29 protein-coding genes are annotated in these 24081 nt (G+C 60.5%); 2 read left to right on the top strand and 27 right to left on the bottom strand.

The window, feature by feature from the left end:
* Nucleotides 1-310 precede the first annotated feature (310 nt).
* The 11 genes from C2L64_RS44745 to C2L64_RS44695 are packed head-to-tail and all read right to left on the bottom strand — an operon-like array spanning nucleotide 311 to nucleotide 10870.
* Nucleotides 311-916, bottom strand: a complete 606-nt coding sequence (locus C2L64_RS44745; RefSeq protein ID WP_103153818.1) for a DUF4400 domain-containing protein — start codon at nucleotides 914-916, stop codon at nucleotides 311-313.
* Nucleotides 906-1190 (bottom strand): hypothetical protein, encoded by a 285-nt coding sequence (locus tag C2L64_RS44740; protein WP_103154334.1) that lies wholly within the window; start codon nucleotides 1188-1190, stop codon nucleotides 906-908. Before C2L64_RS44740 ends, C2L64_RS44745 begins: the two co-directional genes overlap by 11 nt.
* Nucleotides 1147-1665, bottom strand: a complete 519-nt coding sequence (locus C2L64_RS44735) for a hypothetical protein (RefSeq protein WP_103153817.1) — start codon at nucleotides 1663-1665, stop codon at nucleotides 1147-1149. The genes C2L64_RS44740 and C2L64_RS44735 overlap by 44 nt, the downstream gene beginning before the upstream one ends.
* A gap of 10 nt (nucleotides 1666-1675) precedes the next feature.
* Nucleotides 1676-3547 carry a conjugative transfer system coupling protein TraD gene (traD, locus tag C2L64_RS44730; protein WP_103154333.1) on the bottom strand — a complete coding sequence of 624 codons (1872 nt, stop codon included), beginning with the start codon at nucleotides 3545-3547 and terminating at the stop codon, nucleotides 1676-1678.
* Nucleotides 3547-4890 (bottom strand): TraI domain-containing protein, encoded by a 1344-nt coding sequence (locus C2L64_RS44725; RefSeq protein WP_103153816.1) that lies wholly within the window; start codon nucleotides 4888-4890, stop codon nucleotides 3547-3549. The genes traD and C2L64_RS44725 overlap by 1 nt, the downstream gene beginning before the upstream one ends.
* Nucleotides 4887-5903, bottom strand: a complete 1017-nt coding sequence (locus C2L64_RS44720; protein ID WP_103153815.1) for a type IV secretion system protein — start codon at nucleotides 5901-5903, stop codon at nucleotides 4887-4889. The genes C2L64_RS44725 and C2L64_RS44720 overlap by 4 nt, the downstream gene beginning before the upstream one ends.
* A 17-nt stretch (nucleotides 5904-5920) precedes the next feature.
* The gene (locus tag C2L64_RS44715) at nucleotides 5921-6655 is read right to left on the bottom strand and encodes a type VI secretion protein (protein WP_103153814.1); all 735 of its coding nucleotides are present in this window, start codon (nucleotides 6653-6655) and stop codon (nucleotides 5921-5923) included.
* Nucleotides 6656-6665: 10 nt separating this feature from the next.
* Nucleotides 6666-9125, bottom strand: a complete 2460-nt coding sequence (locus tag C2L64_RS44710; protein WP_103153813.1) for a VirB4 family type IV secretion system protein — start codon at nucleotides 9123-9125, stop codon at nucleotides 6666-6668.
* On the bottom strand, nucleotides 9119-9430 hold the full coding sequence (locus C2L64_RS44705) for a VirB3 family type IV secretion system protein (RefSeq protein ID WP_103153812.1): 312 nt from the start codon (nucleotides 9428-9430) through the stop codon (nucleotides 9119-9121). Before C2L64_RS44705 ends, C2L64_RS44710 begins: the two co-directional genes overlap by 7 nt.
* Entirely contained in the window at nucleotides 9423-9803 is a 381-nt protein-coding gene (locus tag C2L64_RS44700; protein ID WP_103153811.1) for a TrbC/VirB2 family protein, read from the bottom strand. The genes C2L64_RS44705 and C2L64_RS44700 overlap by 8 nt, the downstream gene beginning before the upstream one ends.
* Before the next feature lie 17 nt (nucleotides 9804-9820).
* On the bottom strand, nucleotides 9821-10870 hold the full coding sequence (locus C2L64_RS44695) for a CpaF family protein (protein WP_103153810.1): 1050 nt from the start codon (nucleotides 10868-10870) through the stop codon (nucleotides 9821-9823).
* Nucleotides 10871-11171: 301 nt separating this feature from the next.
* Between C2L64_RS44695 and C2L64_RS44690 the strand changes: the two genes are divergently transcribed.
* Entirely contained in the window at nucleotides 11172-11561 is a 390-nt protein-coding gene (locus C2L64_RS44690) for a hypothetical protein (RefSeq protein ID WP_244212294.1), read from the top strand.
* A gap of 9 nt (nucleotides 11562-11570) precedes the next feature.
* Here C2L64_RS44690 and C2L64_RS44685 read toward each other — a convergent pair whose 3' ends face one another.
* The 13 genes from C2L64_RS44685 to C2L64_RS44625 all read right to left on the bottom strand — a co-directional run bounded on the left by C2L64_RS44685 (nucleotide 11571) and on the right by C2L64_RS44625 (nucleotide 21555).
* Complete coding sequence (locus C2L64_RS44685; RefSeq protein ID WP_103153809.1) at nucleotides 11571-12026, bottom strand: hypothetical protein; 456 nt, start codon at nucleotides 12024-12026, stop codon at nucleotides 11571-11573.
* A 559-nt stretch (nucleotides 12027-12585) separates the two neighbouring features.
* The gene (locus tag C2L64_RS44680) at nucleotides 12586-13875 is read right to left on the bottom strand and encodes a vWA domain-containing protein (RefSeq protein ID WP_103153808.1); all 1290 of its coding nucleotides are present in this window, start codon (nucleotides 13873-13875) and stop codon (nucleotides 12586-12588) included.
* A 7-nt stretch (nucleotides 13876-13882) separates the two neighbouring features.
* A complete protein-coding gene (locus C2L64_RS44675; protein WP_103153807.1) occupies nucleotides 13883-14833 on the bottom strand; it encodes a hypothetical protein in 951 nt (316 codons plus the stop codon).
* A 112-nt stretch (nucleotides 14834-14945) separates the two neighbouring features.
* Nucleotides 14946-15965: an ATP-binding protein gene (locus C2L64_RS44670; RefSeq protein ID WP_103153806.1), complete on the bottom strand. Its 1020-nt coding sequence runs from the start codon at nucleotides 15963-15965 to the stop codon at nucleotides 14946-14948.
* Nucleotides 15966-16093: 128 nt separating this feature from the next.
* Nucleotides 16094-16333 (bottom strand): DUF3717 domain-containing protein, encoded by a 240-nt coding sequence (locus C2L64_RS44665; RefSeq protein WP_103153805.1) that lies wholly within the window; start codon nucleotides 16331-16333, stop codon nucleotides 16094-16096.
* Nucleotides 16334-16580: 247 nt separating this feature from the next.
* Nucleotides 16581-17039, bottom strand: coding sequence for a hypothetical protein (locus C2L64_RS44660; RefSeq protein WP_103153804.1), 459 nt, complete (start codon nucleotides 17037-17039; stop codon nucleotides 16581-16583).
* 11 nt (nucleotides 17040-17050) lie between these two features.
* Complete coding sequence (locus tag C2L64_RS44655) at nucleotides 17051-18565, bottom strand: hypothetical protein (protein ID WP_103153803.1); 1515 nt, start codon at nucleotides 18563-18565, stop codon at nucleotides 17051-17053.
* A gap of 90 nt (nucleotides 18566-18655) precedes the next feature.
* Nucleotides 18656-19066, bottom strand: coding sequence for a hypothetical protein (locus C2L64_RS44650; protein ID WP_103153802.1), 411 nt, complete (start codon nucleotides 19064-19066; stop codon nucleotides 18656-18658).
* Nucleotides 19067-19274: 208 nt separating this feature from the next.
* The gene (locus C2L64_RS44645; protein ID WP_103153801.1) at nucleotides 19275-19748 is read right to left on the bottom strand and encodes a hypothetical protein; all 474 of its coding nucleotides are present in this window, start codon (nucleotides 19746-19748) and stop codon (nucleotides 19275-19277) included.
* A gap of 8 nt (nucleotides 19749-19756) precedes the next feature.
* The gene (locus C2L64_RS44640; protein WP_103153800.1) at nucleotides 19757-20149 is read right to left on the bottom strand and encodes a hypothetical protein; all 393 of its coding nucleotides are present in this window, start codon (nucleotides 20147-20149) and stop codon (nucleotides 19757-19759) included.
* Between the two features lie 90 nt (nucleotides 20150-20239).
* Nucleotides 20240-20701: an outer membrane lipoprotein gene (locus C2L64_RS44635; RefSeq protein WP_103153799.1), complete on the bottom strand. Its 462-nt coding sequence runs from the start codon at nucleotides 20699-20701 to the stop codon at nucleotides 20240-20242.
* Between the two features lie 73 nt (nucleotides 20702-20774).
* Nucleotides 20775-21164 carry a hypothetical protein gene (locus C2L64_RS44630; RefSeq protein ID WP_103153798.1) on the bottom strand — a complete coding sequence of 130 codons (390 nt, stop codon included), beginning with the start codon at nucleotides 21162-21164 and terminating at the stop codon, nucleotides 20775-20777.
* A 106-nt stretch (nucleotides 21165-21270) separates the two neighbouring features.
* Nucleotides 21271-21555: a hypothetical protein gene (locus C2L64_RS44625; protein ID WP_103153797.1), complete on the bottom strand. Its 285-nt coding sequence runs from the start codon at nucleotides 21553-21555 to the stop codon at nucleotides 21271-21273.
* Between the two features lie 402 nt (nucleotides 21556-21957).
* On the opposite strand from C2L64_RS44625, the gene C2L64_RS44620 reads away from it, so the two are divergent.
* Nucleotides 21958-22365 (top strand): hypothetical protein, encoded by a 408-nt coding sequence (locus C2L64_RS44620; protein WP_103153796.1) that lies wholly within the window; start codon nucleotides 21958-21960, stop codon nucleotides 22363-22365.
* Nucleotides 22366-22432: 67 nt separating this feature from the next.
* Here the strand turns inward: C2L64_RS44620 and C2L64_RS44615 are convergent, their stop codons facing one another.
* The 3 genes from C2L64_RS44615 to C2L64_RS44605 are packed head-to-tail and all read right to left on the bottom strand — an operon-like array spanning nucleotide 22433 to nucleotide 24080.
* Complete coding sequence (locus C2L64_RS44615) at nucleotides 22433-22627, bottom strand: hypothetical protein (protein WP_158660565.1); 195 nt, start codon at nucleotides 22625-22627, stop codon at nucleotides 22433-22435.
* Nucleotides 22624-23442 carry a PRTRC system ThiF family protein gene (locus tag C2L64_RS44610; RefSeq protein WP_103153794.1) on the bottom strand — a complete coding sequence of 273 codons (819 nt, stop codon included), beginning with the start codon at nucleotides 23440-23442 and terminating at the stop codon, nucleotides 22624-22626. The genes C2L64_RS44615 and C2L64_RS44610 overlap by 4 nt, the downstream gene beginning before the upstream one ends.
* Nucleotides 23439-24080, bottom strand: coding sequence for a PRTRC system protein A (locus tag C2L64_RS44605; RefSeq protein WP_103153793.1), 642 nt, complete (start codon nucleotides 24078-24080; stop codon nucleotides 23439-23441). Before C2L64_RS44605 ends, C2L64_RS44610 begins: the two co-directional genes overlap by 4 nt.
* Nucleotide 24081 lies beyond the last annotated feature (1 nt).

Genomic DNA, 24081 nt, shown 5'->3' with positions numbered 1-24081 from the left:
CAGTCCTGTGGAAAGTGCGCCCAAACGCGCGTGGTACGACCTTATTGTTACGACGCTACGGACGGGGAGACGTCCGAAACATGGTCGATTTCAATTCGCTTTTGGGGAGATTGCGGCGAAGACGCTAGCGCTCACGGTTGACGAGCGCGGACCGGACGCAGATACGGTCGCTCTCTGCATTCTGAGTTCGTGCGGATCGCTGGGAATGCGCAACGCGGACGGCGGTAGCGCGGAGAGGTAGGGAGCCGAGCCGGCTCAGGTGCCTAACCCGGAAAGCTACATGGTTTGCAGCAGCTTTCCGGGAAAAGTGTTACTGGAACGAGGAAGCTGCCTTCCACAACAGCGCACCGAGCACTGCGGCGACTGCGATCCAGTATTGCGCGAGCACCGGGAACGGCGCTGCGAGAACGGCAAACGTCATCCCGAAAACGAGGAGGATGCCGTGCCCGGCGAGGTGGAAGGAAAGCGGACTGGCGAAGCCGGCTGCTGACGCCTTGATCTTGCGGCGCACTGAACCGTCAACGAAGGCCGCTGCGCAGAAGATAAGCGTCCCGATCACCCACAACTTCATGACGCTCGCACGATAAATCACGCGATACACCTCGAGCCAGAAGTTGTGGACCCATCCATGCGCAAATTCCGACACGCCTGCCTCGCCGATTTCACCCGAGCCGGATGCATCGAGCGTCGCGCGGATGATCCCCGAATCAACGAACCAGCGGCGGAACCGATCATTGGTCAAAGTCACAACGTCATCGGCACGCTCAACGCCCACGACGTTCTGGACCGACTCCGCTTCTTCCGGCGGCACGGAAAACAGCGACCGGTCGGGAAGCGCGGGCATGACAAAGAGCGCCAGCAACGGCACAAGGAAGAACCACCACTTGATGTGGGAGGCGAAACGGCTACCGGCCATACGCTTGCATCCCCCACTGGACCAGCTCGGGCACGAACTGCCACAGCATGTACAGCGGAAACAGGATCAGGCCAAACATGCCAGCGTAAAAGTGGACGGGACGCCGCGAAATGAAAAGGGCCATCCCGTATGCCCGCGCGCCACCGCCGCGGGAGAACTCGGCGGGGCGCGACTCATCCAGCCTGTCCTGCGAGTTGGCCGTGCCGAGCGCGCGGCGCGCGACGTCCAGATCAACCCTCGACAGCTTCGCAATCAGAATAGGTGTGAGCGACATCGTAGTCCTCGAAGTAAAGCCGGAAGTTCTCGCCCGTCAGCGCGCGTGCTGCCAGCTGGAAAGCCGCTGAACGCTGCGTGATGATTTCCGGGCAACGCTCTTCGACCATCTCTGTGCCGCGCGCCTCGTGCCGCGCCTCGAATTCCGTCACGGGTTCGAGCATCGGCGGCCAGACGTAGTAACGCTCGCCATCGCGCGCGACGTAGCGCTTCGCGTACAGCAGGTTCGCGTGGCAGAAAAGCCCCTGCATGAACGCGATGTGTGGATTGCCCGTCTTGCGGGTGCGCTTGTACGCGGCGATCGCGGTGTCGAGCATCTCCTTGATGAGCGGCTCCGACTCGCCCATGAACTTCTCCCCGATGAAATCGGCCACGCGTGCGCAGGCGAGCTCCAGTTCCGGCGCCAGCGTGAAGACAGGGATCAGGCGGGACGACAGTTTGTGTTCGCGAATGATTTTTTTGAATACGGCAGACATGCGTAGGTTTTCAGCCTTGAAGGATTGGAATGCGGCCCTGGTACACGGCAGCGCCCGAAATGCGCATGAAATACTGCAGGTTGGGCAGGCTGTGAATCAGGCGGGTTGGAATCAGCGGGGCTTTCTCCAGTTGAAGTGAACGCGACACACCACCGGTAAATTCGCCGAGGTGCGCTTCCGTCCCGGTACTGGTACTGCCAGTGATCGTGATGTTGCGAATCGCCGTCTCTCCGACCTTGTCGGAGAACCACTGTGCCGTATCAGTGTCTTCGAGTCTAAGGATGATCTGGTTGTTCAGGTTCCCCAAAACCTGCAGCATTTTTGCGGCGTTTCCGAGTTTCGCTTCGAGGTCGGCACGCGTCTGGAAGGCGACAAACGCCTTGAAGCCTGCCCCGCGTCCCTTGTTGAGGATCTGGATCACCTGTTCGTTGATGGCTTCGGCCACCTCGTCAATGATCAGGACCACGTCGGGCGGCGTCTCGTAGAAGTTGTAGATCGAGCCGCAGACGGCAGAGACGTCAGCCAGCAGCATCGACGCGATGGCCTTTGCCACGATGCTGTTCGAGAGCGAATCCAGACCGATATGCAGGATCGCTTTCTGGCGGATCACTTTCTCGATGGTCCACACCTCGCGCTCGTCCTCGAAGTCGTCGACCTTCGGCGCGAGCATGAGGCCGGTTTCGCCCGTCGCCAGCATCTGGAGCAACGGCAGCGCCGACGCGATGATGCGCATGTAGTGCTCGCGGTCGTGCGTGTGCGTGGCGATCAGGCCGTCGATCGCTTCATGACCCTGCTCCTGGGAGGCGAACCGGGCGTTGTATAGCCCGATCATTCCGTCTACGAGCGAGACGGCATTGTTACGCTGCCCCTGTCGCGTGGTTTCCGTCGCGACCTGGTGCTCCCAGTCTGTCAGCCCTTTTTCTGCGAAGAAGCGCCGGAGCGCCTTTTCCAGCAGCGGTGCGATACCGCCCTGTGCATACTTCAGGATAGAGCGGAGATTCGGCTTGTCACCGATGTATAGCTCACCGTTTACCGAGCGGCTGATGAACAGGTAGGCGAAGTCACGGAAGGGACCCTCCTCCATCAACTGCGCGATACGGCTGGGAATTTCGGACGGCTGCGACCAGCTGTCGAGTGGTTCGAGCCGGACGGACTCGGACGGCTTGGCCTGGTTGAAATACAGGAATTTTCGGCCGGTTCGCGCGGCTTCCTTTTCCGCACGCAGCTTCCAGTCCTTGTCATTCTTCGGGTCGACGTTGATTAGCACGTCGCCAAGGTGAATAACCTGGGTCGAGATCACCTCATAGGTGCGGGTCTTGCCCGAGCCCGTCGTGCCACCAACGGCAGTGTGACCGCCCATCGACTTGTAGTGAAATGGCACCAGCGCTTTCTTCGGCTCAAGCCCGTGTATCCACGACGCACCCTGCGGCATGCGATCGCGGACACTGTCCTTCGGCGCGAACAGGCCTTCAATTGCCTCCTCGATCTTGCGGCCGGTTTTCGTCTTGTTCAGCCATTTCGGCAGCCCCGGAATATCGGTGGTCGGCATGCGCAGGATGTCGTGGGCTATCTGGCAGTGCTTCTGCGTCCATTCGAACCCGATGCCAAGGTACATCGAGTTCGCCTCCTCCTTCATCCGCTTCTGGATCTGCAGCAGCTTGGGGATCTGCAGGGTCGTCAGCCACTTCGTCGAAATGGCCATACGGAATTTCAGCGCGCGCCAGATCTGCCACGAACGCATCGTGAGAAACGCCAGCGCGACCAGTGCGAAGATCCACGCGAAGGGCATTCCCGACAGGGGCAGCATGACGAGCGCCGCGAGCCAGAACACGGCCGCGCGAAACTCGTAAATCGGCCTGAAATGATTGATGTAAGGGGTGATCATGCGGGTCTGTCGAGAATGAGTTGGCCAGCACGCGGCGTGAGCGTGATCTGGGTCGCTTCATCGGCGACCATCAGGCTGCGCTTGCGCATATGTTCAACGAGCGTGCTACTGCTGACGCCGTACCCGCCGACAAGGCGCTTCGGGAGCACGAGACCCTTGTCATTCCACTGCACCGCTGCCTTCCCTGCCGCGACATCCTCGCGCAGCGCCTGGAACAGCTCGCGCACGAGATTCGGCACGCCCTTGAGCACTTCATCGAAGGCCGCCGGCGGCGCCGAGTCGCGACGGGCGCCGGTCGGCTGCGCCGGCGCCTTCATGGCGCTCGGGTCGACGGCCGCAGGCGCGGGTGTGGCCGCGGGGACCTCTGTCGCGGGCGGAATGCCCAACGCCTCGCGCAGCGTCTGCGGCGAAGGCTTCCCATCTGCCGCTGAGACTGCCGACGGCTGCGACTGCGGCATTGATGCGTTTTCCGGCGCTGCAGCGGCGTCGACCGGCGGGACAACCGGCACGGCTGCGGCCAGGTCAACCGGCGCAGCTGCGGGTGGCGCCGAAGGTGCGGCCGCCTGCTGCGTGGCAGGCGCCGGCGCAATCACAGGCTCCAGCTCGGCGGCGACGTGCACGGCTGATGGCACACCGAACTGCACTGGCGCGAATACGGCGCGTTGCGCCTTGCGGTCGAATTCGTCGGCAGTGCTCACACCCTGGCGGACGACCTTATGCAGCACCGACTCGGCCCCCAACGGCTGCATGTTCGGATTGATCGCGCCGAACAGGTCCGACAGCACCTCACCATCGAGTCCGGACAGCAGATCGGAGCCAACGAGAATCTGCGCCAGCATCCCCGTACGCATACGCTCGACAGGCAACGGTTGCTCCCGGCGTGAGACACGATATTCGGAACCTGCCAGCCATGCCCCGGCCGCACCGTGCACCGAAGGATTCCACGCTTGCTGGTCCGTGTCACGCTCGATCACGAAATGCCGGTACGGTTCGTCAAGCCGGGAACAGACTGCGGCCAGAAACACCGCGTAGTTATATTGCGGCTCGACGCGGCGGCGCTTTTCCGATGGCAGGCTGGTACCGAATTTCTGTCCACCAGCGAGCCGCATCGCGTAGAAGGCGGTTTCCACTGTGCAACGGAATGCGCCGCCAGGCTCGCGATACAGGTCTGGCCGCAGCGGCAGCGACGAGAACCAGCCAGCACATGACCGCAGCACACTCATCCATCTGCGCTCGAAATCAGCCTTGCTGACTTCGTTCGCACATTGGGCAATCAGGTCGACGCGTCGTTCGTGCTGTGCGATTAGCGCATCGCTCGTCAAAGGGGCGTGCAGCGTCATACGATGCCCGCCGTCGCAGTCTTCGCGACCTTGCCGATGATTGCGCCGCTGGCATTCGCGCCACCACCGAACATACCTGCAATCTTGGGAATCTCGAAGGATACGAGGAACACGAAGAAGGCCAGGTCGAATACCTGTGCGGCCGCACCCGACGTCGTCAGACCGAGTTTTGCGGCGTCCTGGACCGCGTTCACCATATTGTGTGTAACCAGGCGCATCAGGATCGCAGCAACGACGATATACATGCCCGCGCTGACCATGTAGTCGAGCCACGTCTTGAAGTAGCCGCGCGTGAAAGAAGAGAAACCGAGCGCGAAGGCGATCTGCCCCATCACCACGCCCGCCGCGAACTGTAATTGCCCGATGTTGATAAAGAACACGAAGATGATGGCCGTGATCGAAAGCAGCGCCCAGGCGAAAAACAGCGGGACCGTCGCAATAACCACGTCCGGGATCATTGTCAGCTTGAAGCCGATGCCGGACCACGCCTGGACGGCAGAATCGTAGACCTGGCCGGCCGCATTTCCCATGATGCTGAGCGCACTGGTCATATCCGCGCCCCCGATGTCGTTGGCCAGCGAGACGAACCATTTATAGAAGTTCGGTGCCCAGCTTGCGAAACCGACGTAGATCGAGGCAAAGATGCCGAGAATGCCGAGCTCTTCCAGCAGCGCCACCCACGCCATCACCGGGTCTTTTGTCGCGGCAAAGCGCACAGCCGCGAGAACGATCGTAATCACCGCCAGTCCGCTGGCGAACTTGTCCGATTCCTTCTGGATACTCTGGGAGGCCTCGACTGCGGTATTCATGATCGACGAAAACATGGCGGTGATCTTGTCGATCGCACGGGCATTGCCCGCCGCAGTTTCACCGGCACTCACGTACGGATTGGCGGTCGTACCACTGGTTGCCGCGGGCGCAGACGCGTCGTCAGCGAACGCCGGCGACGCGCCGATCGCAAACAGCGCCAGCACACAGGCAACCGCTAGATGTTTGATATCACGCAGCAACATGTCGCTTTTGCGCTCCCCTAGTAGCCGTACGCCGCGCGCTCTGCGGCCTGCTGGTCGAGGAAAGCCTTTGCGTTGGCTGATCGCGACTTGTCCTCGGCGTTATCCGCAGACTGCTGCTGAGCATCCTTCTGCGTCTTGTTCGCCATCATCTGAAGCATGTCACTCATCTGGCTAGAAACCACGTCGAGATAGTGCGTCGTGAGTTCCGCGGTAGCCTGCGCGGTCGGCGTTAACGACATTTGCGACTGCAACTCCTGTCGCCGCTTCGTGAGTGCCTGAATATGCTGGACTACGTTGTTACCCGTCTGCATTAACTGGGTCGCCTGATTGTCGCGCTGGCTGTAAAGCGTGCCCATATCAGCGAACCATTGCGCGTTTGACTTGCCCGAACGGGAGACCATCGTCTGCACGTGCGAAAGCCACTGGTTGCCATTCTGAAGGTCGCCATACAGGCTGGTCGCGTTATCGGCGAGTTGCTTGTACTTTGAGATATCGCCGGTGATCTGGTCGTACTGCGCCTTCATAGCGGCCGGGTCCAGGTTCGTCGCCTGGAGAAGCTGGTTCGCCATCATCTGGTACTGGTACGCGATATTGCTGTCCTGATACACCTCGGTCTTGAGGGTCTGGAGGGCCGTGATCGTGGTCTGGATCAGGTTTGCTGGATCGATGACCGGTAACGTCGCGTATGCAGCGTGCGACACACACAACGTCAGCCCAGCGGTCAGGGCAAGGCGCGCAAGAGTCTTCTTCATCGTTGGTTCCTCAGTCGAGAGTGGTCATTTCGGCAAGGTAGGCCTCGCGCCAGTTCGCCGCCCCCGACTTGACGTGCCTGTCGAGCACGGCCTGAGCGCGGCCGTCCGAACGCAATACGGCGAGCGTCTCCTTGGGGAAACTCGCCTGCAGCATGCGTGTCTGGTCCGGTGTTACCCACAGGTAGTCGCGGTTGGGTGCGGCCTCGACAATCATCTGGATCTGGTCGAGCGTGAGGCCGAACTTGTCGCGATAAAGATGCAGGTTATTCTTCGCATCGGGATTGGGCAGATAGATGATGTTCGGGATGTTTTCCTTGAGCACCTCGAAGTCCGCGATACGTGCGACCTGTGCGAGCGACTGCGTCGCCATCATCAACGTCGCGTTCAGCTTCCGGATGGTCACCGCCCAGACCTCCAGACGCTTGTAGAAGCGTTCGTTCTGGAAGAAGAAGCCCGCCTCCTCGACCTCGATCACGGTGTAGCGCTTGCCGTCGAGCCACTGCGCGATCCGGTAGAACGCGTAATCCATGAACAGCGCGGCGGCGACCGGGAAGTTGTTGAACAGATCGCCCATTTCGATGGACAGGTCATCGGACAGCGTGAACGCGTCTTCGACGTGATCGAAGAACCGTCCATTTTTCTCGCCCTTCGTCCAGACGGCCAACCGTTCACGCAGCTCGATGGATAGCATCGTGGTCAGATAGGACAGCGTCCAGAATTCCGCCCCGTAGCCGTCGCCAAGGGTGCTGACTGCCTCGAAAATCTCCCGCTCCTGATTCTTGCTGCAGCGGAAGGTATCGTCCTCAATGGCCATCTGCACCCATTCGGCGACATAGGAATAGTGCTGCTCGTCGCATAGAAGGGACAACGGATTGACCGACGTCGCCGCCTCAAAGCGTCCGGTCGCATCAACAAAGCGCCCGCCCGCCAGGACCGTCGGAATTCGCGTCGAGCGGTCCTTGTCAAAGCGCACGCGTCGGGCGCCGTGACGCCCCGTCTGCGACATGAGGAAGTTGAGCATGATCGACTTGCCCATGCCGATCGGACCAAGGACGAGCAGGTGCGAAGCGCCGCCCGGCCGGTGCAGGTTCACACGCTGCAACGTCTTGTGGCGCGTGGGCAGCATGGTGAGCGGCCCCGTCTTCTGACCCGACTGCTGCGTCAGCCATGCATTAACAGCGCTACCTTCCGCCACACTGCGGACCGGCGCGATATCGGATACCGCGGGCGTCTCAACGAATTGCAGCCGCTTCTGCTTGTCCCAACGGCCCGGCAGCGTCGTATTCCACGCGGCCGCGAGGTTGTCCTTTTCGAGGACCACGCCAAATCCCGCGCTGCCGATCTTGCCGACGACTTCGCGCGTCGCATCGTCGCATTCTTTGGCGGTGTCACCGTAGACAATGACCGAGATGTTGGCGAACCCATACTGCTGCCCTTCTGCCGTGATCTTCGCGAGTGCATCTTCCGCCTCTTCTGCAAGCATCATCCGGCCTTTATCGTTCTTCTGCTCTTCCTTCGAGAAGAAGGCCTTGATGATCGCCATCGGGTTGAACGCGGCGATCTTGTAGAAGCTGCGGATCTTGTCGATGTACTGCTTGGCCTTGGCGGTATCAAGGAAGCGGAACATCACGCAGATGTCCAGTTCTGCATCGACTTCGGACAGCACGTCGAGCGCCGCTTCCTGGAATCCCATCCATTCCTTGACGGCCACGATCTTCGCGAAGCGCGTACCATGCGCCGATTCGAACATCAGGTGCTCGGCGCCATAGACGACCGTGCTTTCGGTGAGATGCGTGTCCAGCATGGTGACGGGATAGCGGACACGGCGCGGCGGCACGGACGGGTTGGCCGTCTGATGCAGGTAGGACAGCGTGTTCTGCAGTTCCAGTCGCTTCACCTTGAGTCGCGTTACACCGCCCTTGAATGCGTCGAGGATCGACTCAAACCGCTTGATGTCCGTCGTCATGCGTTCGAGGTCGAAGACGAAGGCGCTCCGTGCGAAGAAGGTGTCTTTCGCTGTCTCAATGAGGGCAGGCAACATCGACTTCCCGCCGACCGTCATGTGATACGCAACCTTGTCGAACACCTTGTTGATGCCTGTTTCGGGCGTGTAGGCGAGCGAGAGCGAGTGGGTGTTGCGGAAGTATTTCCCGCTGCTCACGTGGCTTCGGTTGATCCGGTCCACGTACTCGTCGATGTCCGCCGCGAACGCGCCATCGATGGCGCCCTGCACGCGGCGGTGCGAGAGCCTCCACCACGCGGTAATCCGGTGGTCGAAGTTCTTGCAGGCATTGTCCAGGTTGTCGCGCACCGACGAGATATCGTCAGCGTTCGGCGAGTCAGCATCCACGCCCTCGAACGTGTAGCAGGTAAGCAGCGACCCGTCCTTGTCGAGAATAAGCTCTGGCGTGACCATCGTCGCCCACGGCGCAATCTCCTGCACCGGGCGGCGCACAATTCGTTTCAGCATTGCAGATCCTGATCGAAGCCATAGGGCCGCTTGAACCGGGCGGAGAACTTCGCCGATGACAGCGGCTCGTGCAGGTCGGGGTAGTGGTTGTAGACGAGCATGACGTCCCGCCACCAGGGATCGCGGTTACTTTTCCAACGCAGCACCCAATGGATGACGATTCCCACGGGTAGAAACGCGAATGTCATGCTCGAGTAGCAGAGAAGCATCGTGAGCGTGCCGTTCGCGATTGCGAGAGCGCGATCAGCACCGCCCATCTGGCGCGGCAGCGACAGGCCGCGGCTCACTTTCGTTGGCTTACGCACAGGTGTACGTGACGCCGAGGTGGTTTTTCACGATATTGACCGCGCACGCAGCGAGGCCCAGGCCAACGAAGACCGAAGAAATCAGCTTGCCGATCGTGCTTTCCGAACTGGCGATCGCAACCGCGCCAACGATGATCAGCACGACACCAATCCCGTACAGCCACGGGCCGCTGATATAGGCCTGGATCAGGCAGATAACGTCCGTCGCGGAACCGAGATCGCTAAGGCTCACGGCCGACGCGAGCGGCGGGAAGAATGCGAGGCAGGCTGCGATGAGCGTTGAGCGAATTTCGCGACGGCTCAAAAAGCGACGGTGGGCAACAGCACCCACGGCGCGCAGTCGCGACTGGACAGACTTGAGGCACTTCTTCATGAACAGCTCCTGTTTGCTTAAAAAACGCGGTTGAGGACATAGTCCCCATCCTTGAACCCCTTGATCTCGACGATCTCGGAAACGTGGCGCAACTCGCCGGTACGGCGCATATGGATGACGTAATGAAAGCAGTCGGCGATGGACTTGCGCATGTCGACAAGATCCCACCGGCTGCCGGGCGGAATCCCGAGCATCGCGAGGCTCTCCAGGCGGCTGAGGCCGCCGCGCGCATCGTTTGAGTGAATCGAACCCAGGCCGCCGTCGTGTCCAGTGCTCAGTGCCTGAATGAAGTCGAACGCCTCACCGCCGCGGACCTCGCCAACGACGATCCGGTCAGGACGAAATCGCAGACACAGCGCAACGAGGGCTTGTGTCGTCACACCCTTGTCTGGGTTCGAGAGGAATCGCACAAGGTTGGGCACCCGCAGCTTCAGCTCCATCGTGTCTTCGATGGTGATAACCCGCTGGTCTTCGGGCACCTGTGCGGCGAGCGCGTTGAGGAACGTGGTCTTGCCCGTTGAGGTGCCGCCAGCCACCAGCACGTTCTTGCGCCGAACGATCAGCTCACTGACGGCGGCCATCAGCGCTTCGTTTTCGATGCCGGAATAGAACAGCTTCTCGTCGTTGTGCTCTTGCCGCGCGTTCACGCGCGAGAACGCGCCCATTGCGACGTAATCGGCAAGACTGAGGTGCCGGTCGCTGTGCTTGCGGATCGACATCGCGTGGCCATCGATCGCCGTCGGACGCATGACAGCGGCAATACGCAAACCCTTGTGGCCCGCGTTGATAATGCCCTGTGCCGTGCCGGCCTTCGCCGACTTCTCGACCGATGCTGCAAGCGAAAGAATTGCGCCGTTGAGCGTTGCCTGATTCAGCGTGAGATCGAGACGATGCATTTCGCCACGTCGCTCGATCCAGACGTTGTCGAAGTTGTTCACCATGATTTCGGCGACATCGGGCGCTTCGAAGTATTCACGCAGCGGGGCGACGGATGCGAAAAACATCTGCACCGCGCTCTCTTCGAGCGGGCGCACCTTGAGCAGGGGATTTTCGGTAGCTTCGGACATGCTGCTATTTTTCAGGCTGCAGTAACCTGTAGCAGACCGAAAGAACGATCAAATCAATGAGCTTTTGCCGATTCGTTGCGCGTGACACGGCCCGAAGATGTCATGCAGCGCGGTGATGCCGTAATGTGTCGCGGAGCCGGCTCAGGTCACTAACCCGAAATGATGCAGTAAAACGTATAGCTTTCCGGGTAACGCTGCGCTCCAGTGTGTGGTGTCGTGCAAACGGAATCGTTCTGGCCATTGTGTCAAACGAACCGCAGCAGCGGCGCGTGCGCGTCGAAACAAGACCCTCCTGCTACCGATGCCGCGCACCGAGGTCGATCGGCTTTGTCTGCAGGTTCACATCGCCCTGGACGCGATGCGGCGGGGAATGGGCAATGTCGGAGCGGCGCAGACCCTTTGCCAGGCAATGATCCTCACCGGGTTACTGGCAGAGGCGGGCTACGGTGAAGCCACCTTCCAACAGATGCGAGACGCCGAGGACGTCATCTCGGCGGCCTTCGATCGCGGCCGGGACTCTGGCGTGTGGTCGCTGGACGAGAACGGCTTCCGGCAGTTCGCGGTAATCGTCTCGACTTACGACAGGCAGTTGCGCCGTGCACCCCTCGCGGCTGTTGCTGATGCAAGCGATCGGCTTGAGCGCTTTCGCGCGGGTGAGTCACTCGTCCAGATGGCGCGCAAACGCGCCTAGAGCGTACTGTCAGGATGATGCCCCGTGACGACGCACGCGGCGGCCTTTCGGGCTAGCGCGTTTTGCGGGGAGGCGTCGATCTGAGCCGAGTTCGGACTTGAGCCAGTCAGCGGCAGCGGTGTGCTGGTCGCCAGGATATTCGATGTGAGCCTCCAGCGCGTGGGCGGTTGCGATCTGGCTTGCAATGTCGCCGGGTACGGCGCCGCATGCGATGAGCACGCCCTTGCCTGCGATGACGAGCTCCAGTGGCTTGCCTGAATGTGTCAGAGGTACTCGAAACCTGGGTTCCTCAGCGTCGCCTGGTGAATACACGACGTCGACCGACGAATCAGGATCTGACATGGCTTGCCAGAGCGATTGGAGTTCCAGAGCTTCGCTCGCAAGCAGTTCTGACGCGCGATCAAAGCCGTCATTTACCTTTACGACGGTACGATGGCGCGGATCAATCAGATAACACAGAAACACTCGCGCACCTCTGATTCTCCTCGATGGCCACAGAACCAGCGTAGCAAGCGGCTCGCCTCCCTAAACGCATTTTTCGCGTCCCGCGTGGATCTGCGCAGACGAAGCGAGCAGTGAAGGTCGCTAGTCCGTTCGCCGGCAATTGGAGCTGTTTTAAGCCCCTTCCGTAGCCTACTTTTTCGCGCAAAGTGCGAGAAAAACCTTGCGTCAATGCGCGCACCTCGGATCGCGGCCGGCTACTGGATACGAAACGATGCATCTGCGCATTGACTCATTTTTTTAAAATACACGGTAACATCCGGCTTCGTTTTTTCGCCTTTGTTTCAAATTCGGAAAGAGCAACCTGAGCCGGCTCAGGTCCCTTTTGTGCTTTCCCAAGTTCACAATCACTGGGTACGCACGGTTAAATAATTGAATAGCTTGATTTTTCTCGACTGAAGCCGCCCAAGTTCGAAAAATTGAGCCTGTGGAACGCGTGGAATCCGCTTTCAGAGCCTTACCGGAATAAAAAAACCCCGGCACTCGGCCGGGGTTGGGTTAAGGGAATGAGCAACACCGTGCGCTAACAGATCACTTCGACCATCTCACCGAACGGCGCCTTCTTCGCCCGCTTGAGAGGCGTCGTCGACGCCCACAGAACAGGGTAGTCCGGTGGATCATCAGGAAACGGCCCGTCCATGTCGGTGAGATAAACCAGGAACGCAGGGCGGATGCCCTCTTTCGCGAGTCGTTCGAACGGCTCGACGAACGAGGTGCCGCCACCGCCACGTACGGGCAGCAGGTCGAACTCGACCGCGTCGCCGCGCTCGAAGGTCTGCACCTGCGTTACGCGCGTGTTGCAATCCATCACGATCAGGCGTCGAGGTTGCACGCCGGCATTCACTGCGATGATTTCTGCAGCGAATTGCGCCTGCGTTTCATCCCAAACGGAGCCACTCGAATCGCGAACGAACACCGCATCGCCAACTGCCGGTTCGTTCAACGATGGCAGATACAGGCCCATGTGCAGATAGCGACGATTCGGCATCGCGAAGCTGTAGTCAGTCGGCGACGATTCCTGCGCAAAGCGATGCAGGATCGGCCGCCAGTCGACAACAGGCTCGACGGCATCCGTTGCCATCGCCTCCAGAGCACCAGGCAGTGCGCCGCGCATTTTGGCTGCTTTCGCGGCCTGCAACACGGCCACCTTCCAGTCAGCTTCCTTCGACGCCTTGTCGTCGCCGGTGTACTGGCGGACCTCGCCACAGGAGGGCGCGGCATCGGGAGTCGCAGTGGGTTCGGGATCGGCGGACGGTGTGTTCGCGCCGTTCGCGTTTGAGGACTGCGGCGGGCTACTGCCCCCGGGCGCACCGTCTTGCTGCTTCGGCTGCGGAGCCGATTGCTGCCCAGACTGTGCATCCGGTTTGCCACCGTCCTGCTTCCCCTTCCCTTGCTGCTTTTGCTGCTTCTCCTTCTGCCGCTTCTCCTGCGCGAGGATGCCATAGATCTCTTCGGCCGACTTGCCCTTGAAGCGCGTGTCGACGAGAACACCCTTTGGTAGCAGCATGCCAGCCTCGAGCACGATGGGATTGATCGCATAGTCACATGCGTCGTTCCAGAGCTTCGGATCGCGATCGCCCTGACGCCAGCAGTGACCATTGGCCACATGCAGAACTTCATGCGCCAGGACACCACGCGTCTCAAGGTCGTTCAGGCCGCCGAGGTACGCCGGGTTGTAGCCCAGCGATTCCCCGTCAGTCCAGAACGTCTTGCACGACGCATCTTCAACTACCTTCAGTCGAAGCGCGAGCGCGCCGAAGAACGGCTGATCGAGGACGAGCGCGGTGCGCTGTTTCGAGATTCGCGGGTCCATGGCCACCTCAGGCAACGAGGCGAAGCAGCGGCGTCGGCTCCGGCTGAACGATCGGTTCGACCGGCGAAAACACCGACTCGCGATCGACCATCGGCTCAGGGGTCGTGCCCATGAATGCCGCCATCAGCCCCTCGATTTCCGAGGCCTTGGCGGCGACCTGCGAGCGCAGCAAGTTCGACTCCTTCAGATCCGCACCCTTGTGCACGGCAAGATGACGCTTTGCCTGCTCGAGGATGTGATTGAGCTTCGGATCATTGGAGAAGTTGAGCTTCGGCAGCAGGTCGCACAGCTCGCGCACGTTGTTCGTGACGTCCAGGCGAACGTTCGTGGCGCCGTAAAGGCGGTCAGCAAGCTTCGAGACCGCCTCGTACAGACGGCCGACCAGATCGTTGTTGGCCGTCGAGATCGAGGCCAGCACGTGCTGATCGATTTCCGTACGCAGATCGGTCAGCACGTCGGGCGGCAGGTCCACCCCGAACTGGCTGGCGTCCGGGAACGGCAGTACCGCGAGCTTGACGCCGAACTTGCCCGACATCTGGGCGAGTGTCGGATAGTCCGCCTCGTTGTACAGGTCCTTTTGCTCTTCGCGTGCCTTCTCCTTCAGGTCCAGATAGTCCGTCAGGAACACCGACACGGCCAGCTCGAACTCGTCTTTCATCTTGCGTAGCTGATCGGCGACGTCCATGTAGATCATCGTCGGCAACAGGCGCACGCCCAGCTGGTCGTACTGCAGCGTGTGGGCGTAGTAGTAGGAGCGGATGCGATTGCCGATCGAGATCACTTCGTGATAGCTCGGCGCGTGTTCAGGCAACAGACGCTTGTTGAAACGGCCGATGCCCTTGGTATGGTGCTTCGCCTCGACGGCTTCAGTCGCTTTCATGTCGAAGCGGCGACCCTGCCAGGCGGAAACGGTGACAGACGAGAGCATGACTTTCGACTTCAGTTCGGTGATGTTCATGGATAACTCCAGAAAAGATAGGGAATGGATTCAGCGGAAAGAAAAAAGCCACGGGCCGCGCGTGGCGGGCCGTGGCAACAGAGAAGACAGGTACAGCGGTAAGAGCGCGGGGTTATTGACCGCGAATGATCTGACCGAGCGCAGAACCCTGTGCGCGGATGAACGCGTGCGTGTTCTGCAACTCCGGCTTGCGCCGGATCGCGTCACGTGCGAGCAGCGCCGCAAATTCGCGGTGCCCCTCGCCGATCAGCCGATCGTTATATGTCAGCACCCGATCGAAGTTGCCTTCAGTCGAGTGCGCTGCCAGTGCCGTGCTGACTGCGTAGAGCGCAGCGGGCGTTTCTGGAATCGGCGCACTATCCGGTGAAAGCAGGATTGCGTCCGGCGATGGCAACTGGCGGTAGATACCGAGAAAGCTGATCAGCTCGGTCGCGGCCGCTTCGCCGACCGATCCCGCATAGGAGATCAGTTCAAGGTCCTGCGGCACGACGCCCATCGTCTTCGCGACGAACCCCCAGGTACGGGGGCTTGCGGAGTTTTCGATGTCGCGCGACTTCTTCTGCACGTAAAGCAGATCCGGCCGGAAGCGCAGAAATGCTATCAGTTCCGCCGGCACGTTGTTGCGCACAGCCCAGGCGGTCCACGCGTCGATGCTCGGCTCCAGTTCCACCACCGTCGCGAAGCGCGAGATGACAGGATCGAGGATGCCTGTCACGCCCGCGTTGTCGCTGCGCCGGTTGGTGGCCGCAACGAAAGTGACGCAGTCGGGCAGAACGTGCTCGCCGATACGACGCGCAAGCAGCAGTTGCATCTTCGCTGCCTGCACGGCGGGCGACGCCTGCCCCAGATCGTCGAGGAACCAGAGCAGTGGCGTTGTTGCGCTCAAGGCGCGTTCAAGGTCGCCAAATGGGAGAAAGCGGGCAATGTCGCCCTTGGGGAACGGCAGACCTTTGGAGTCCGTCGGATCTTCGACGACAGGGTGGCTGATGAGCAGGCCGTGACCGGTCTCATCAGCAGCCTGATCGACGATATCGCTCTTTCCAACACCCGCAGGCCCGGTGATGAGCACCGGGAGACGCTTCGGGATGAAGGCACAGAGCAGTGCGAACAGTTGCTCGGGATTGACTTTCATGGGGTACCTGAAAAGGAAAGCCCCACGAGACGACGCCCCAGGGGACGTGGTCCCTATGGGGCGAGTTGAGTGTGCCGCTTGCGCGGCCGTTCGATGCGTCGGTTGACGCGGGGAAAAGCAGTTGCGCTTTACGCAAGCGCTCCGGTTAATGCGTCCAGTTGCGCCGGCGTCAGCGTTTCGCGCGAGACTGAGGCTTCGCGCATAAATATCATCTCGCCATACAGATCGGCAAGACAGCGTGCTTCGGCACACAGCACCAGCACATCCGTCTCAAACATCGACGGATTGCGATTGCGCCATGCGTTGATCGCGTCTTCGATCTGGACGATCGAAACGTGGTCGCCTTGAGAAGTGGATCGTTGTGTCATGGGGTCCTTATAACGTGGTACCCCGGTGTCGCCCGTGAAGGGATGACGTCCCCCAGGGCAGACTTGTTGCCGGAATCCGGCGGCTCGATGCGTCAGGGACGCGGGTGATGATGAAAGTCTATGCTTTGAAAGCGCCGCAAATTCCCCGAATCATGCGCAAAACAACCCCGCTTTGACCGCGAGCCGATAACTGACGGCGAAAAAAAAAGCCGACGCTGAGCGCCGGCTGTGTTTCAGAAAAGTTACTTCAGAGTAGCGGGGTCTGCGCGAGGCGTGCGCCGTCAATCCGGGCAATCATCGCAGCTTCCCTCTCGCGGAACACGCGTGACTTTTCGGCAGCCACGCCGTTGTGCTTTTCCATGACATACGAAAAACAGACAGGGTTGGCCGGACCGCGCCACGCTTTCCACTCTCCCTTGATCAGCTCGCGCACTTCGACGGTACACGCGAAGTACTCGCGTCGCGCGTCACGCCACTGGCGCGCGAAGAGGTCACGCATGCGTTGCTCACTGCGGTCGTACATGCGCTCGCGACGCTCCTTCTCTTCGTCGACCGACACCGCGCGAGGCGCTGCGATCTGGTCAGCAAACAGCGGATACGCGTGGGCGATCTTTTCAGCGGCACGCTCCTGTCGGCGCAGGTGCAGCGTTTCCATGCGTGACGTCCAGCGATAGCCTTCGTAGCGGGGGTACCGATCGAATCGCATGACCGTCTCCCTCAGGCTGCAAGACGTTCGAGCATCGCGCGCGCGTAATCCAGCGTGCCGTCCTTCGCACGCAGTGTTCGCGCCTCGCCGCGTTCGGGATTCACGAGCGCGTACTGCCTGCTCGCGCCCTTACGCCAGTCACGGATCTCACGGAAGCCCTCCTCGATCGCGGCTTCGACATGCTGTGCGCCGTCGATGATGACGCCGTCGGAGCGCTGATACTTCGTGCGTTGCGCCGCCTCCTTCGCTCGTTGCGCATCTTCCGCCTTTCGTTGCGCCGCCTTGCGTTCCGCATCAGCCGATTCCCAGGCTGCCTGAGCCGCTTCATCCATCCCGCACAAGGCGAAGATTGCGCGACGCCGGGTTTTCGAGTTACCGCCACGCAGTTTGACGCCGTAATGCTCCTCGACGGCGCGCTTGCTGCTGCGGTTTCGATCGTCGGGGCTGTCCAGCACCTCCAGCAACAACGGGAGGTGATGCTGTTCGATGGCGACGGCCATGCGGTTTGCCCATTCGAAGGTTTCACGACCATGTGAGAGCAACGTCATCTCACGCTCCAGCTTATGCCGTCGCGCAGTCGTGCGCCCCTGGGTGCGCTCCATATCGGCCCTGTCCAGAGATTTGTCCCGCTTCGAGTCGGCCAGAATCTGGCGCAGACGCCCGGCGAAGGCATTCACGGGTGTGCCCAACGTCAGCGGCTCGTTGAACATCGGCGGCAGCGATTCCGCGGACAGGATACCTGCCGCGAAAAGCGCGTCGTCGACCGAGACGAAATCACAGGCAGCCGGCAAGGCGTCGACGGCCGCCACGATCGCATCCACGTTCTGGGCCGTAATCGGCAGCTTCGCGGCTCGCATCACCGACGCCACCCATCGATGTTTCTCGGCCGGCATGCGCCCGCGTAGCTCAACCACGTTGAGCAACGGTTCTGCCCACTCCAGGTCGTAGCGAAAGGCGCGCTCCATCTTTCGATAATCCTCGAGCACCACATCAGGCACAGGCTCGTTGCGCAACAGTGCGTACGCCACGTGCACCTCATGCCTCGCGTTCACACCGCCAACCGGCGCGGGCGGGCCGCCTGCCCCGAAGCCAAAGCGCTCAATGGCTGCGTGATGGAACAACGGCGACAGGTCGAAGAACTGGCGGGCGTTGCGCGCTGCTGCACGTTCTGCATCAATCTGGCTGCTGGACAGGAAACGCTCCGGCGCGCGAGAAAGATCGAACAGGCCGAACAGTTCGTCCCAGTGCGCCGGGCGGATCTGCCACGGCTTCGGCTCCGCACCATATTGGGCCAGCCAGTGCGAGCGCACTTCGTCAAACAGGCATGCCACCACTTCGGCAGCCGTACCAGCGCGGCGGATCGCCAGCTTGCCGTTGTAGCGGGTTACGCTTGCGGCAGCGCTGTCGCACTCCAGCCCGATAAGCGCCGTTTCCGTTGCCTGCACTCGCTCATCACGGAACAGGGACAGCACACCGGCCAGCGTGGCGACAAGGAAGGTTTCACCGGGAATCGTCAGTTTGTACATAGGGAGTTGGCTCCATAAAAAGAAGCGGGGCCAACACCCCATCTGGGGACGTTAGCCCCGAATGGGTTTGAAGAAAAAACGCGGGTGTGATCAGTCGATGTCGAGCATCCGCGACACGACGGCAGCGACGGCCCACGCTTGCGTGCGCGACAAGGTCTTGATGCGCAGAACGGGCTGGCTCTTCCAGTGGCCAGCCTCGCCGGTTTCGATGAACTGGATGAAGTCAATCTGGATCACCCAGCCTTCGGAGTGTCCTCGGCCGACCGATAGCGCCAGACGCCGACGCGGTGCGCCGCCATCCGGCCAGTCACGTGTATCGACCAGCCCGAAGTAGTCTTCGTTCGGGTCTCCAACCAGATTGGCAGCATCAACCCATTCCGGCTCAATTTCAGACTGACGGAGGGCGCGTTCGATGTGGTCTGCAACCTGTCTAACGGTCTTTCCAGCAGGATCAAACGGCGCGCTGTTATGCGCGGGTGATGTTTCGAGAGGTTCGGACATAGGAGTTGAAAACAAAAAAGGCCACACCTTCGGAAGGTGCGGCCTTTGATGGATGATGGGCTGGCTACGCCTGCCCCAGGAAATGTTTAGCGGTGAACGCGAGGATGCCGACGTTCACGGTCGTGCTTACGGCCCCGGCTGGTCATGTAACCACCATAGACCAGGATTGGTGCCATGAGCAGAAGAACGAACAATCCGAGATTCATTGTCAGTCTCCGTTCATTGAATTCATGCCTAACAGGAAGGTTACCACAACGGCAAATATCAGCGCCGCCTCGCTCAGAAGCTCGCTGGCAGTCCACGTCTTCGCCGAGTGGAGAATTCCTGCAGCGCCCACCAACGACACGACCGTGAACGAGTGACACAGTCGACCGAACTGCTGCCGCTGATCTTTCGTCCAGTCGTGACCAAACAACCATTGCGAGAATGTCGGCGGTTGCACCGCAGACTTCATCTCGTTGGCGTCGACCTCGAAATTCCCGTCGATCCGGAGGTCCGCGCGGACTGCTGTGCCGCCGAGAAGTACGGTAACGGTTGGCGGCGCCTCGCTTTCGCCAAGATGTCGAAGCAAAAACAGCAACCGCTCTGACGGCTGGATCTGGCCAATGTCGGGAAAGTACGTCGCATGGTCTGTGATGACCATCCCCGATGGAAACTCGATTGAAACCTCGACGATTTCCATCCGGCCTCCTATCGGCGTTCGCCGTCCAGACCTGCGGCAAGGCGCAAGCCCGTAAGCAACGCGTCATATCCCTCACGGGATGTCAGCTGCTCGAGCGCGACCGCGTTGTCGCCACCGCCCGACAGATCGGAACGGCCACGGCGCGTGCGGAACGACACAGCAACCTTTTTGCGGGTCGGTGTGTCGGCAACTTCCAGCATGACGGCGGGGGTATGGAGGGTGACGCGGCAACCGCGATTGCGGCGAGCCGGTTCGGCGACGATTTCGTGCTCGCCGGAGCGAAGACGAAGATCGCGTGCGACACGACGCAGCATCTGCGTCGCATGGTGGGTGATAGCGGCGTCGCGAGCCGCGCCCGCACTGCGGCGGTCGGCATAGAACACCTTGGGAACCTTAAACATTGCTGCCTCGAAAAAGAAAAAGCGAGGGTCCCTTTCGGGACGCCTCGCGATGAAGGAATGGGCCGGCAACGCCGGCTGTGGAATAGCGGATCAGTGCGTGACGCGCAGACCCGAGTTGGTGGTGATGAGAAGCACGTGATCGCCCGGCGCGAACTGCTGGTCGTCTGGTTGAGCCACAACAACGGTGCGACCGGTGTTGGTGCGCACAATGATTTCGAGGCCTGAGTGATGCGACAGGACCTGCGAAACCTTCTGCGTGACAAAACCGGACGCAGCACCCGTTAAGGCACCGGCGATGTAGCGGCCGGTGCCATTGCCGATCGTGCGCGACCCGAGGAAAGCACCGACACCGGCGCTGATGAGCGACGTCAGCCCGGAGTTTTCCTGGCTGGCTTCGATCGTGATTGCGCGAGTGCGGAGAACCGTGCCTTCTTCGAGCGTGCCCGAACGCTGGACGTCATAACGCTGGTACGTGTTCGGCGAACCGAAATCGACACCGGCGCAAGCCGACAGCATGGATGCGAGAACGAGACTGACGATGATCTTGAACATTTGATTGCCTCAACGAGATGAGGGGCAACCATCCCGTCAGGGAGGTTGCCCTGACGGGGAAGAGATTTTTTAGTTAGTGAGCAGCAGCAAAGCGAAGACGCAGGTTCACGTTTCGCTCACGCGCACCCAACCAGCGCACTGCGATAAGCAGCGCGGCCGACAGCGGTGCGAGAACAAAAACGAACCAGAAACCAACGCCCTGCAGGAAAGCGCCATATGCGTAGCCGTGTCCGGTGACGGACTCGAGCATGAACGCGGCGAACGACAGTTGATGCGAATCGACGTGCGCCAGATAGGCATCGAGCGCCGCCAGACCGGAAGCACGAAGCAGATTGAGTTGGCTCTGCGCTTCGAAGGCGCAACCTGAAAAGACCAATATGCAGCCGATTGCGGCGAGAACAGCGGCAACGATCAGGATGAACTTGAACGAAACGGCCGTGGCCGCATGATTGCGATTCGACATGGAACAGCTCCTTGAAAATGCGGGAGCCAGTTCCCGGTGGGATTGGCTCCCAACGAGAGAAAGATAGTTGCGTCAAACGGAGGTGCCTGACGCACTGAATTGCTGGTTACGACGAAATGCGAGTGAGGTAATGCAAATCGACGCGACCGCTTTTGACGAGCTCGCGCTCAGCATCAAAGGGGATTTGAAAATCAAACTTCACAGTGGCCGTTCCGTCGCTCCACAGATACAGAATGGAGCCTTGGAACTGCCGGATGGGCAACGTTGCAACTGCTTGCGCGAAAACGCGTTGGTTCTCACGAAAGCCCCACTTTTCCGAGATACGTTCAGGGTCGTTGGCGATTGCCAGGAACTTGACGAGCTCTGCGGACTTAGTGACTTGCTGCAGCATGGTGCGGCTCCTAAAAAAACGGGAGCCGGTCCCGTTGGGATAGCTCCCAACAGGGTTGACAGACGGGGTTGCCCGTCGTGGACGACCGGCATTTGCCGGTCAAAGGTATGAGCACTCCAGCAAGCCGGAGTGTTCTTTCGATGCGCAGAAGCGCGGGTGATACGTTGATTTTAGGACCGCGACCACTCGCGGTTAGTCGGAAACATCAAGAAAACCGCCCCTCTTTCGCCGCGTAGTGCTCGTCGCGCGCGCTTGACTTCCCTATATAGCTGCGAACATGAATCACCGGTCCTTGTTGGCGCGCTGGTGTTTTCCTGCCCGATCGTCACTGTCCCTACAGACGCTGGTCGCTTGTGCCCATACACCGGCTATCTGCCCCCTAAACCTATGAGGTCTTTAACGATGCAAAACCGCGACAACGGCCTGATGATGGCCATTCTGATTCCTTGCATACTTGCTGTTGCAGCGATCCTGTGGATCTCCCGTGCGATTGGAGCCAGCTTCGCATCCGTCTGTTCGACGGCGACGTCGCTTATCGTTGTTATTGTGGCACTCGCTATCCTTTGGCGATTTCTGGACGCCTTCGGCCTACAGATTCTTGCCGCCTTTCCCGCGATTGGCTGGCCGACTATCTGGCCGGTCCTGACCAGCATCGCGAACGGCGGCAGCGATTCTGAATCTTCGTTCCGGCCGTGGCATGAGCAGTCTTTCATTGACAGCGCGTGGATGACCTGGGGCCTCGAAGCTATTTTCGTCGCGTTGCTCTGCCTCGCCGTGTTCCATGAATATCGTCGCCGTCGCTACTGGTAACCGAACGGCAAATAAAAAAAGCGCCGCTCCCCGGGGGGGGAACGGCGCCTGATAACAGGTGTCATGCTTAGAAAACCGTCAAACGCCCGTCGGATTTATCGTCCCATTCAATCGCGAGCTTCGCTGGCGATGGCTGGATATACGACACGTCCTTGCATTGCTGACATTCGACGGCGATACGGACCTCCGCATCGGCGGTGAAAAGCCGGAAATCGGCACCGCCACAGCCGCCGCATTGCATCGGCTTCGCTCCGGTCATCATGATGCCTTCCTCCGCGTTTTCCGCTTCTTTGGCGCAGGCGCCTCATAACCGAAACGCGCCCATGCGACAGGGTCGATCGGAATCGGATTGGTCCGACCCGTCGCCAGATTCACAAACACGCCGGAATACTTCAACGACCGGGTGCGGAATAGCGTCCAGAGAAGATTGAACGCCTGAACCGCAATCGCGGAGTTGATGACCAGCGACTGCTTGCGCAGTGCTTCGGCCATCGAGCACGACGGCGTATCGTCGTCAGCATCTTTCGACGGGTCGACCAGATCCGGGAACAGCTCGCCTACGTGCGGCAACCGCGCCGGACTGGTCTTCCTTTTCGCCCGGGGCATGGTCTGTCCAAGCACCACCTGCCCTCGGTCCGTGTCGTTCCCGCAGTCGAGGTAATACGCGGCCGTCTCCCCGATTGTGTCGAGGATTGCCTTTCGGGCAGCACGCGTATCGACGCACCCGATAACGAGATCAACATTGAAAAGCGCCGTGCGACCGCTCAGGCGTTGCGTGACCGCCCGCCAGTTGGTGCCCATCAGCATATTCAGCCGGTTGACGATCAGCGACGCTTTGTAGCTGCCGACGTCATTCGGATAAAACCCCTGCCGTCCGACGTTTGTCGGACTGACAGTATCGTCGTCATACACTATGCACTCGATCCCCCCGGGGTGTCCCAGTTCGATCATGGCGTGGTGCAGGCGCGCGAGCGCGGGCAAAACTGCACTGCCCGTCCCTCCCGCGCCTACGACGACTACTCTCCAGGGGCGCTGTACCATGTGCGCCGGAATTTCATGGCTGATCACGTCCGTCATACGGCCTCCGGTACGCGTACGGCCTGATACCACGTCAGCGGCGCACGCTCCGTCTCCTCGAAAATCCCCTTTGCGCACAGGCGCACGGCGATACTCGGATTCGGACGGTCACAGTTGCCGATGACAAGCGCCATCTTTACGTCATGGCGGTCATCGTCGTTATCGGTTGACGAAAAGTACGCAGGATGCCTGCCGTGCGAATGACAGTCCATCACCAGCACTTCATCACCCGACAGCGCCGGTGGCTGATACTTCAACGAGCCGCCGGTATGTGTGACGATGCCCACTGGCGCCAGCCGGAAGGCCTGCGTCGACGGACTCCACACAATCCACGCACCCGTTTCCTTTGGATGCGCCTTGCGGGCCATCTCGGCAAATGCACCAACGAGGTCCGCCGGGATCGTTTCGCACAGCAACCGGGTTGTCGGGGTGACCCGTCCGTAAGGAATGGCCGTGCGAACACTGAACTCCGCGACCTTGCGCACCAGCGAGAGCCAGGGACGCCGGATCTCGATGAACACGCCGTCTTCAGCGACCAGCAACCGCTCGCCCGCCGCCTGCATTTCTGCGACGGCTTCGTTGCGCGGGACCATGACGGTCGGAAACGACCGTTGCAGCGTCATATCAAGAATATTCATG

This window comes from Paraburkholderia hospita (assembly GCF_002902965.1).
GTDB lineage: Bacteria > Pseudomonadota > Gammaproteobacteria > Burkholderiales > Burkholderiaceae > Paraburkholderia > Paraburkholderia hospita.
The sequence above is the reverse complement of the archived record's forward strand: the minus strand, read 5'-3'. Positions and strand labels throughout refer to the sequence as shown.

Excerpts from the sequence above, each read along its gene's own strand:
- C2L64_RS44745 (WP_103153818.1), bottom strand. The coding sequence starts at position 916 with ATGGCCGGTAGCCGTTTCGCCTCCCACATCAAGTGGTGGTTCTTCCTT.
- C2L64_RS44740 (WP_103154334.1), bottom strand. The coding sequence starts at position 1,190 with ATGTCGCTCACACCTATTCTGATTGCGAAGCTGTCGAGGGTTGATCTG.
- C2L64_RS44735 (WP_103153817.1), bottom strand. The coding sequence starts at position 1,665 with ATGTCTGCCGTATTCAAAAAAATCATTCGCGAACACAAACTGTCGTCC.
- C2L64_RS44725 (WP_103153816.1), bottom strand. The coding sequence starts at position 4,890 with ATGACGCTGCACGCCCCTTTGACGAGCGATGCGCTAATCGCACAGCAC.
- C2L64_RS44720 (WP_103153815.1), bottom strand. The coding sequence starts at position 5,903 with ATGTTGCTGCGTGATATCAAACATCTAGCGGTTGCCTGTGTGCTGGCG.
- C2L64_RS44715 (WP_103153814.1), bottom strand. The coding sequence starts at position 6,655 with ATGAAGAAGACTCTTGCGCGCCTTGCCCTGACCGCTGGGCTGACGTTG.
- C2L64_RS44710 (WP_103153813.1), bottom strand. The coding sequence starts at position 9,125 with ATGCTGAAACGAATTGTGCGCCGCCCGGTGCAGGAGATTGCGCCGTGG.
- C2L64_RS44700 (WP_103153811.1), bottom strand. The coding sequence starts at position 9,803 with ATGAAGAAGTGCCTCAAGTCTGTCCAGTCGCGACTGCGCGCCGTGGGT.
- C2L64_RS44695 (WP_103153810.1), bottom strand. The coding sequence starts at position 10,870 with ATGTCCGAAGCTACCGAAAATCCCCTGCTCAAGGTGCGCCCGCTCGAA.
- C2L64_RS44690 (WP_244212294.1), top strand. The coding sequence starts at position 11,172 with ATGCCGCGCACCGAGGTCGATCGGCTTTGTCTGCAGGTTCACATCGCC.
- C2L64_RS44680 (WP_103153808.1), bottom strand. The coding sequence starts at position 13,875 with ATGGACCCGCGAATCTCGAAACAGCGCACCGCGCTCGTCCTCGATCAG.
- C2L64_RS44675 (WP_103153807.1), bottom strand. The coding sequence starts at position 14,833 with ATGAACATCACCGAACTGAAGTCGAAAGTCATGCTCTCGTCTGTCACC.
- C2L64_RS44670 (WP_103153806.1), bottom strand. The coding sequence starts at position 15,965 with ATGAAAGTCAATCCCGAGCAACTGTTCGCACTGCTCTGTGCCTTCATC.
- C2L64_RS44665 (WP_103153805.1), bottom strand. The coding sequence starts at position 16,333 with ATGACACAACGATCCACTTCTCAAGGCGACCACGTTTCGATCGTCCAG.
- C2L64_RS44660 (WP_103153804.1), bottom strand. The coding sequence starts at position 17,039 with ATGCGATTCGATCGGTACCCCCGCTACGAAGGCTATCGCTGGACGTCA.
- C2L64_RS44655 (WP_103153803.1), bottom strand. The coding sequence starts at position 18,565 with ATGTACAAACTGACGATTCCCGGTGAAACCTTCCTTGTCGCCACGCTG.
- C2L64_RS44650 (WP_103153802.1), bottom strand. The coding sequence starts at position 19,066 with ATGTCCGAACCTCTCGAAACATCACCCGCGCATAACAGCGCGCCGTTT.
- C2L64_RS44645 (WP_103153801.1), bottom strand. The coding sequence starts at position 19,748 with ATGGAAATCGTCGAGGTTTCAATCGAGTTTCCATCGGGGATGGTCATC.
- C2L64_RS44640 (WP_103153800.1), bottom strand. The coding sequence starts at position 20,149 with ATGTTTAAGGTTCCCAAGGTGTTCTATGCCGACCGCCGCAGTGCGGGC.
- C2L64_RS44635 (WP_103153799.1), bottom strand. The coding sequence starts at position 20,701 with ATGTTCAAGATCATCGTCAGTCTCGTTCTCGCATCCATGCTGTCGGCT.
- C2L64_RS44630 (WP_103153798.1), bottom strand. The coding sequence starts at position 21,164 with ATGTCGAATCGCAATCATGCGGCCACGGCCGTTTCGTTCAAGTTCATC.
- C2L64_RS44625 (WP_103153797.1), bottom strand. The coding sequence starts at position 21,555 with ATGCTGCAGCAAGTCACTAAGTCCGCAGAGCTCGTCAAGTTCCTGGCA.
- C2L64_RS44620 (WP_103153796.1), top strand. The coding sequence starts at position 21,958 with ATGCAAAACCGCGACAACGGCCTGATGATGGCCATTCTGATTCCTTGC.
- C2L64_RS44615 (WP_158660565.1), bottom strand. The coding sequence starts at position 22,627 with ATGATGACCGGAGCGAAGCCGATGCAATGCGGCGGCTGTGGCGGTGCC.
- C2L64_RS44610 (WP_103153794.1), bottom strand. The coding sequence starts at position 23,442 with ATGACGGACGTGATCAGCCATGAAATTCCGGCGCACATGGTACAGCGC.
- C2L64_RS44605 (WP_103153793.1), bottom strand. The coding sequence starts at position 24,080 with ATGAATATTCTTGATATGACGCTGCAACGGTCGTTTCCGACCGTCATG.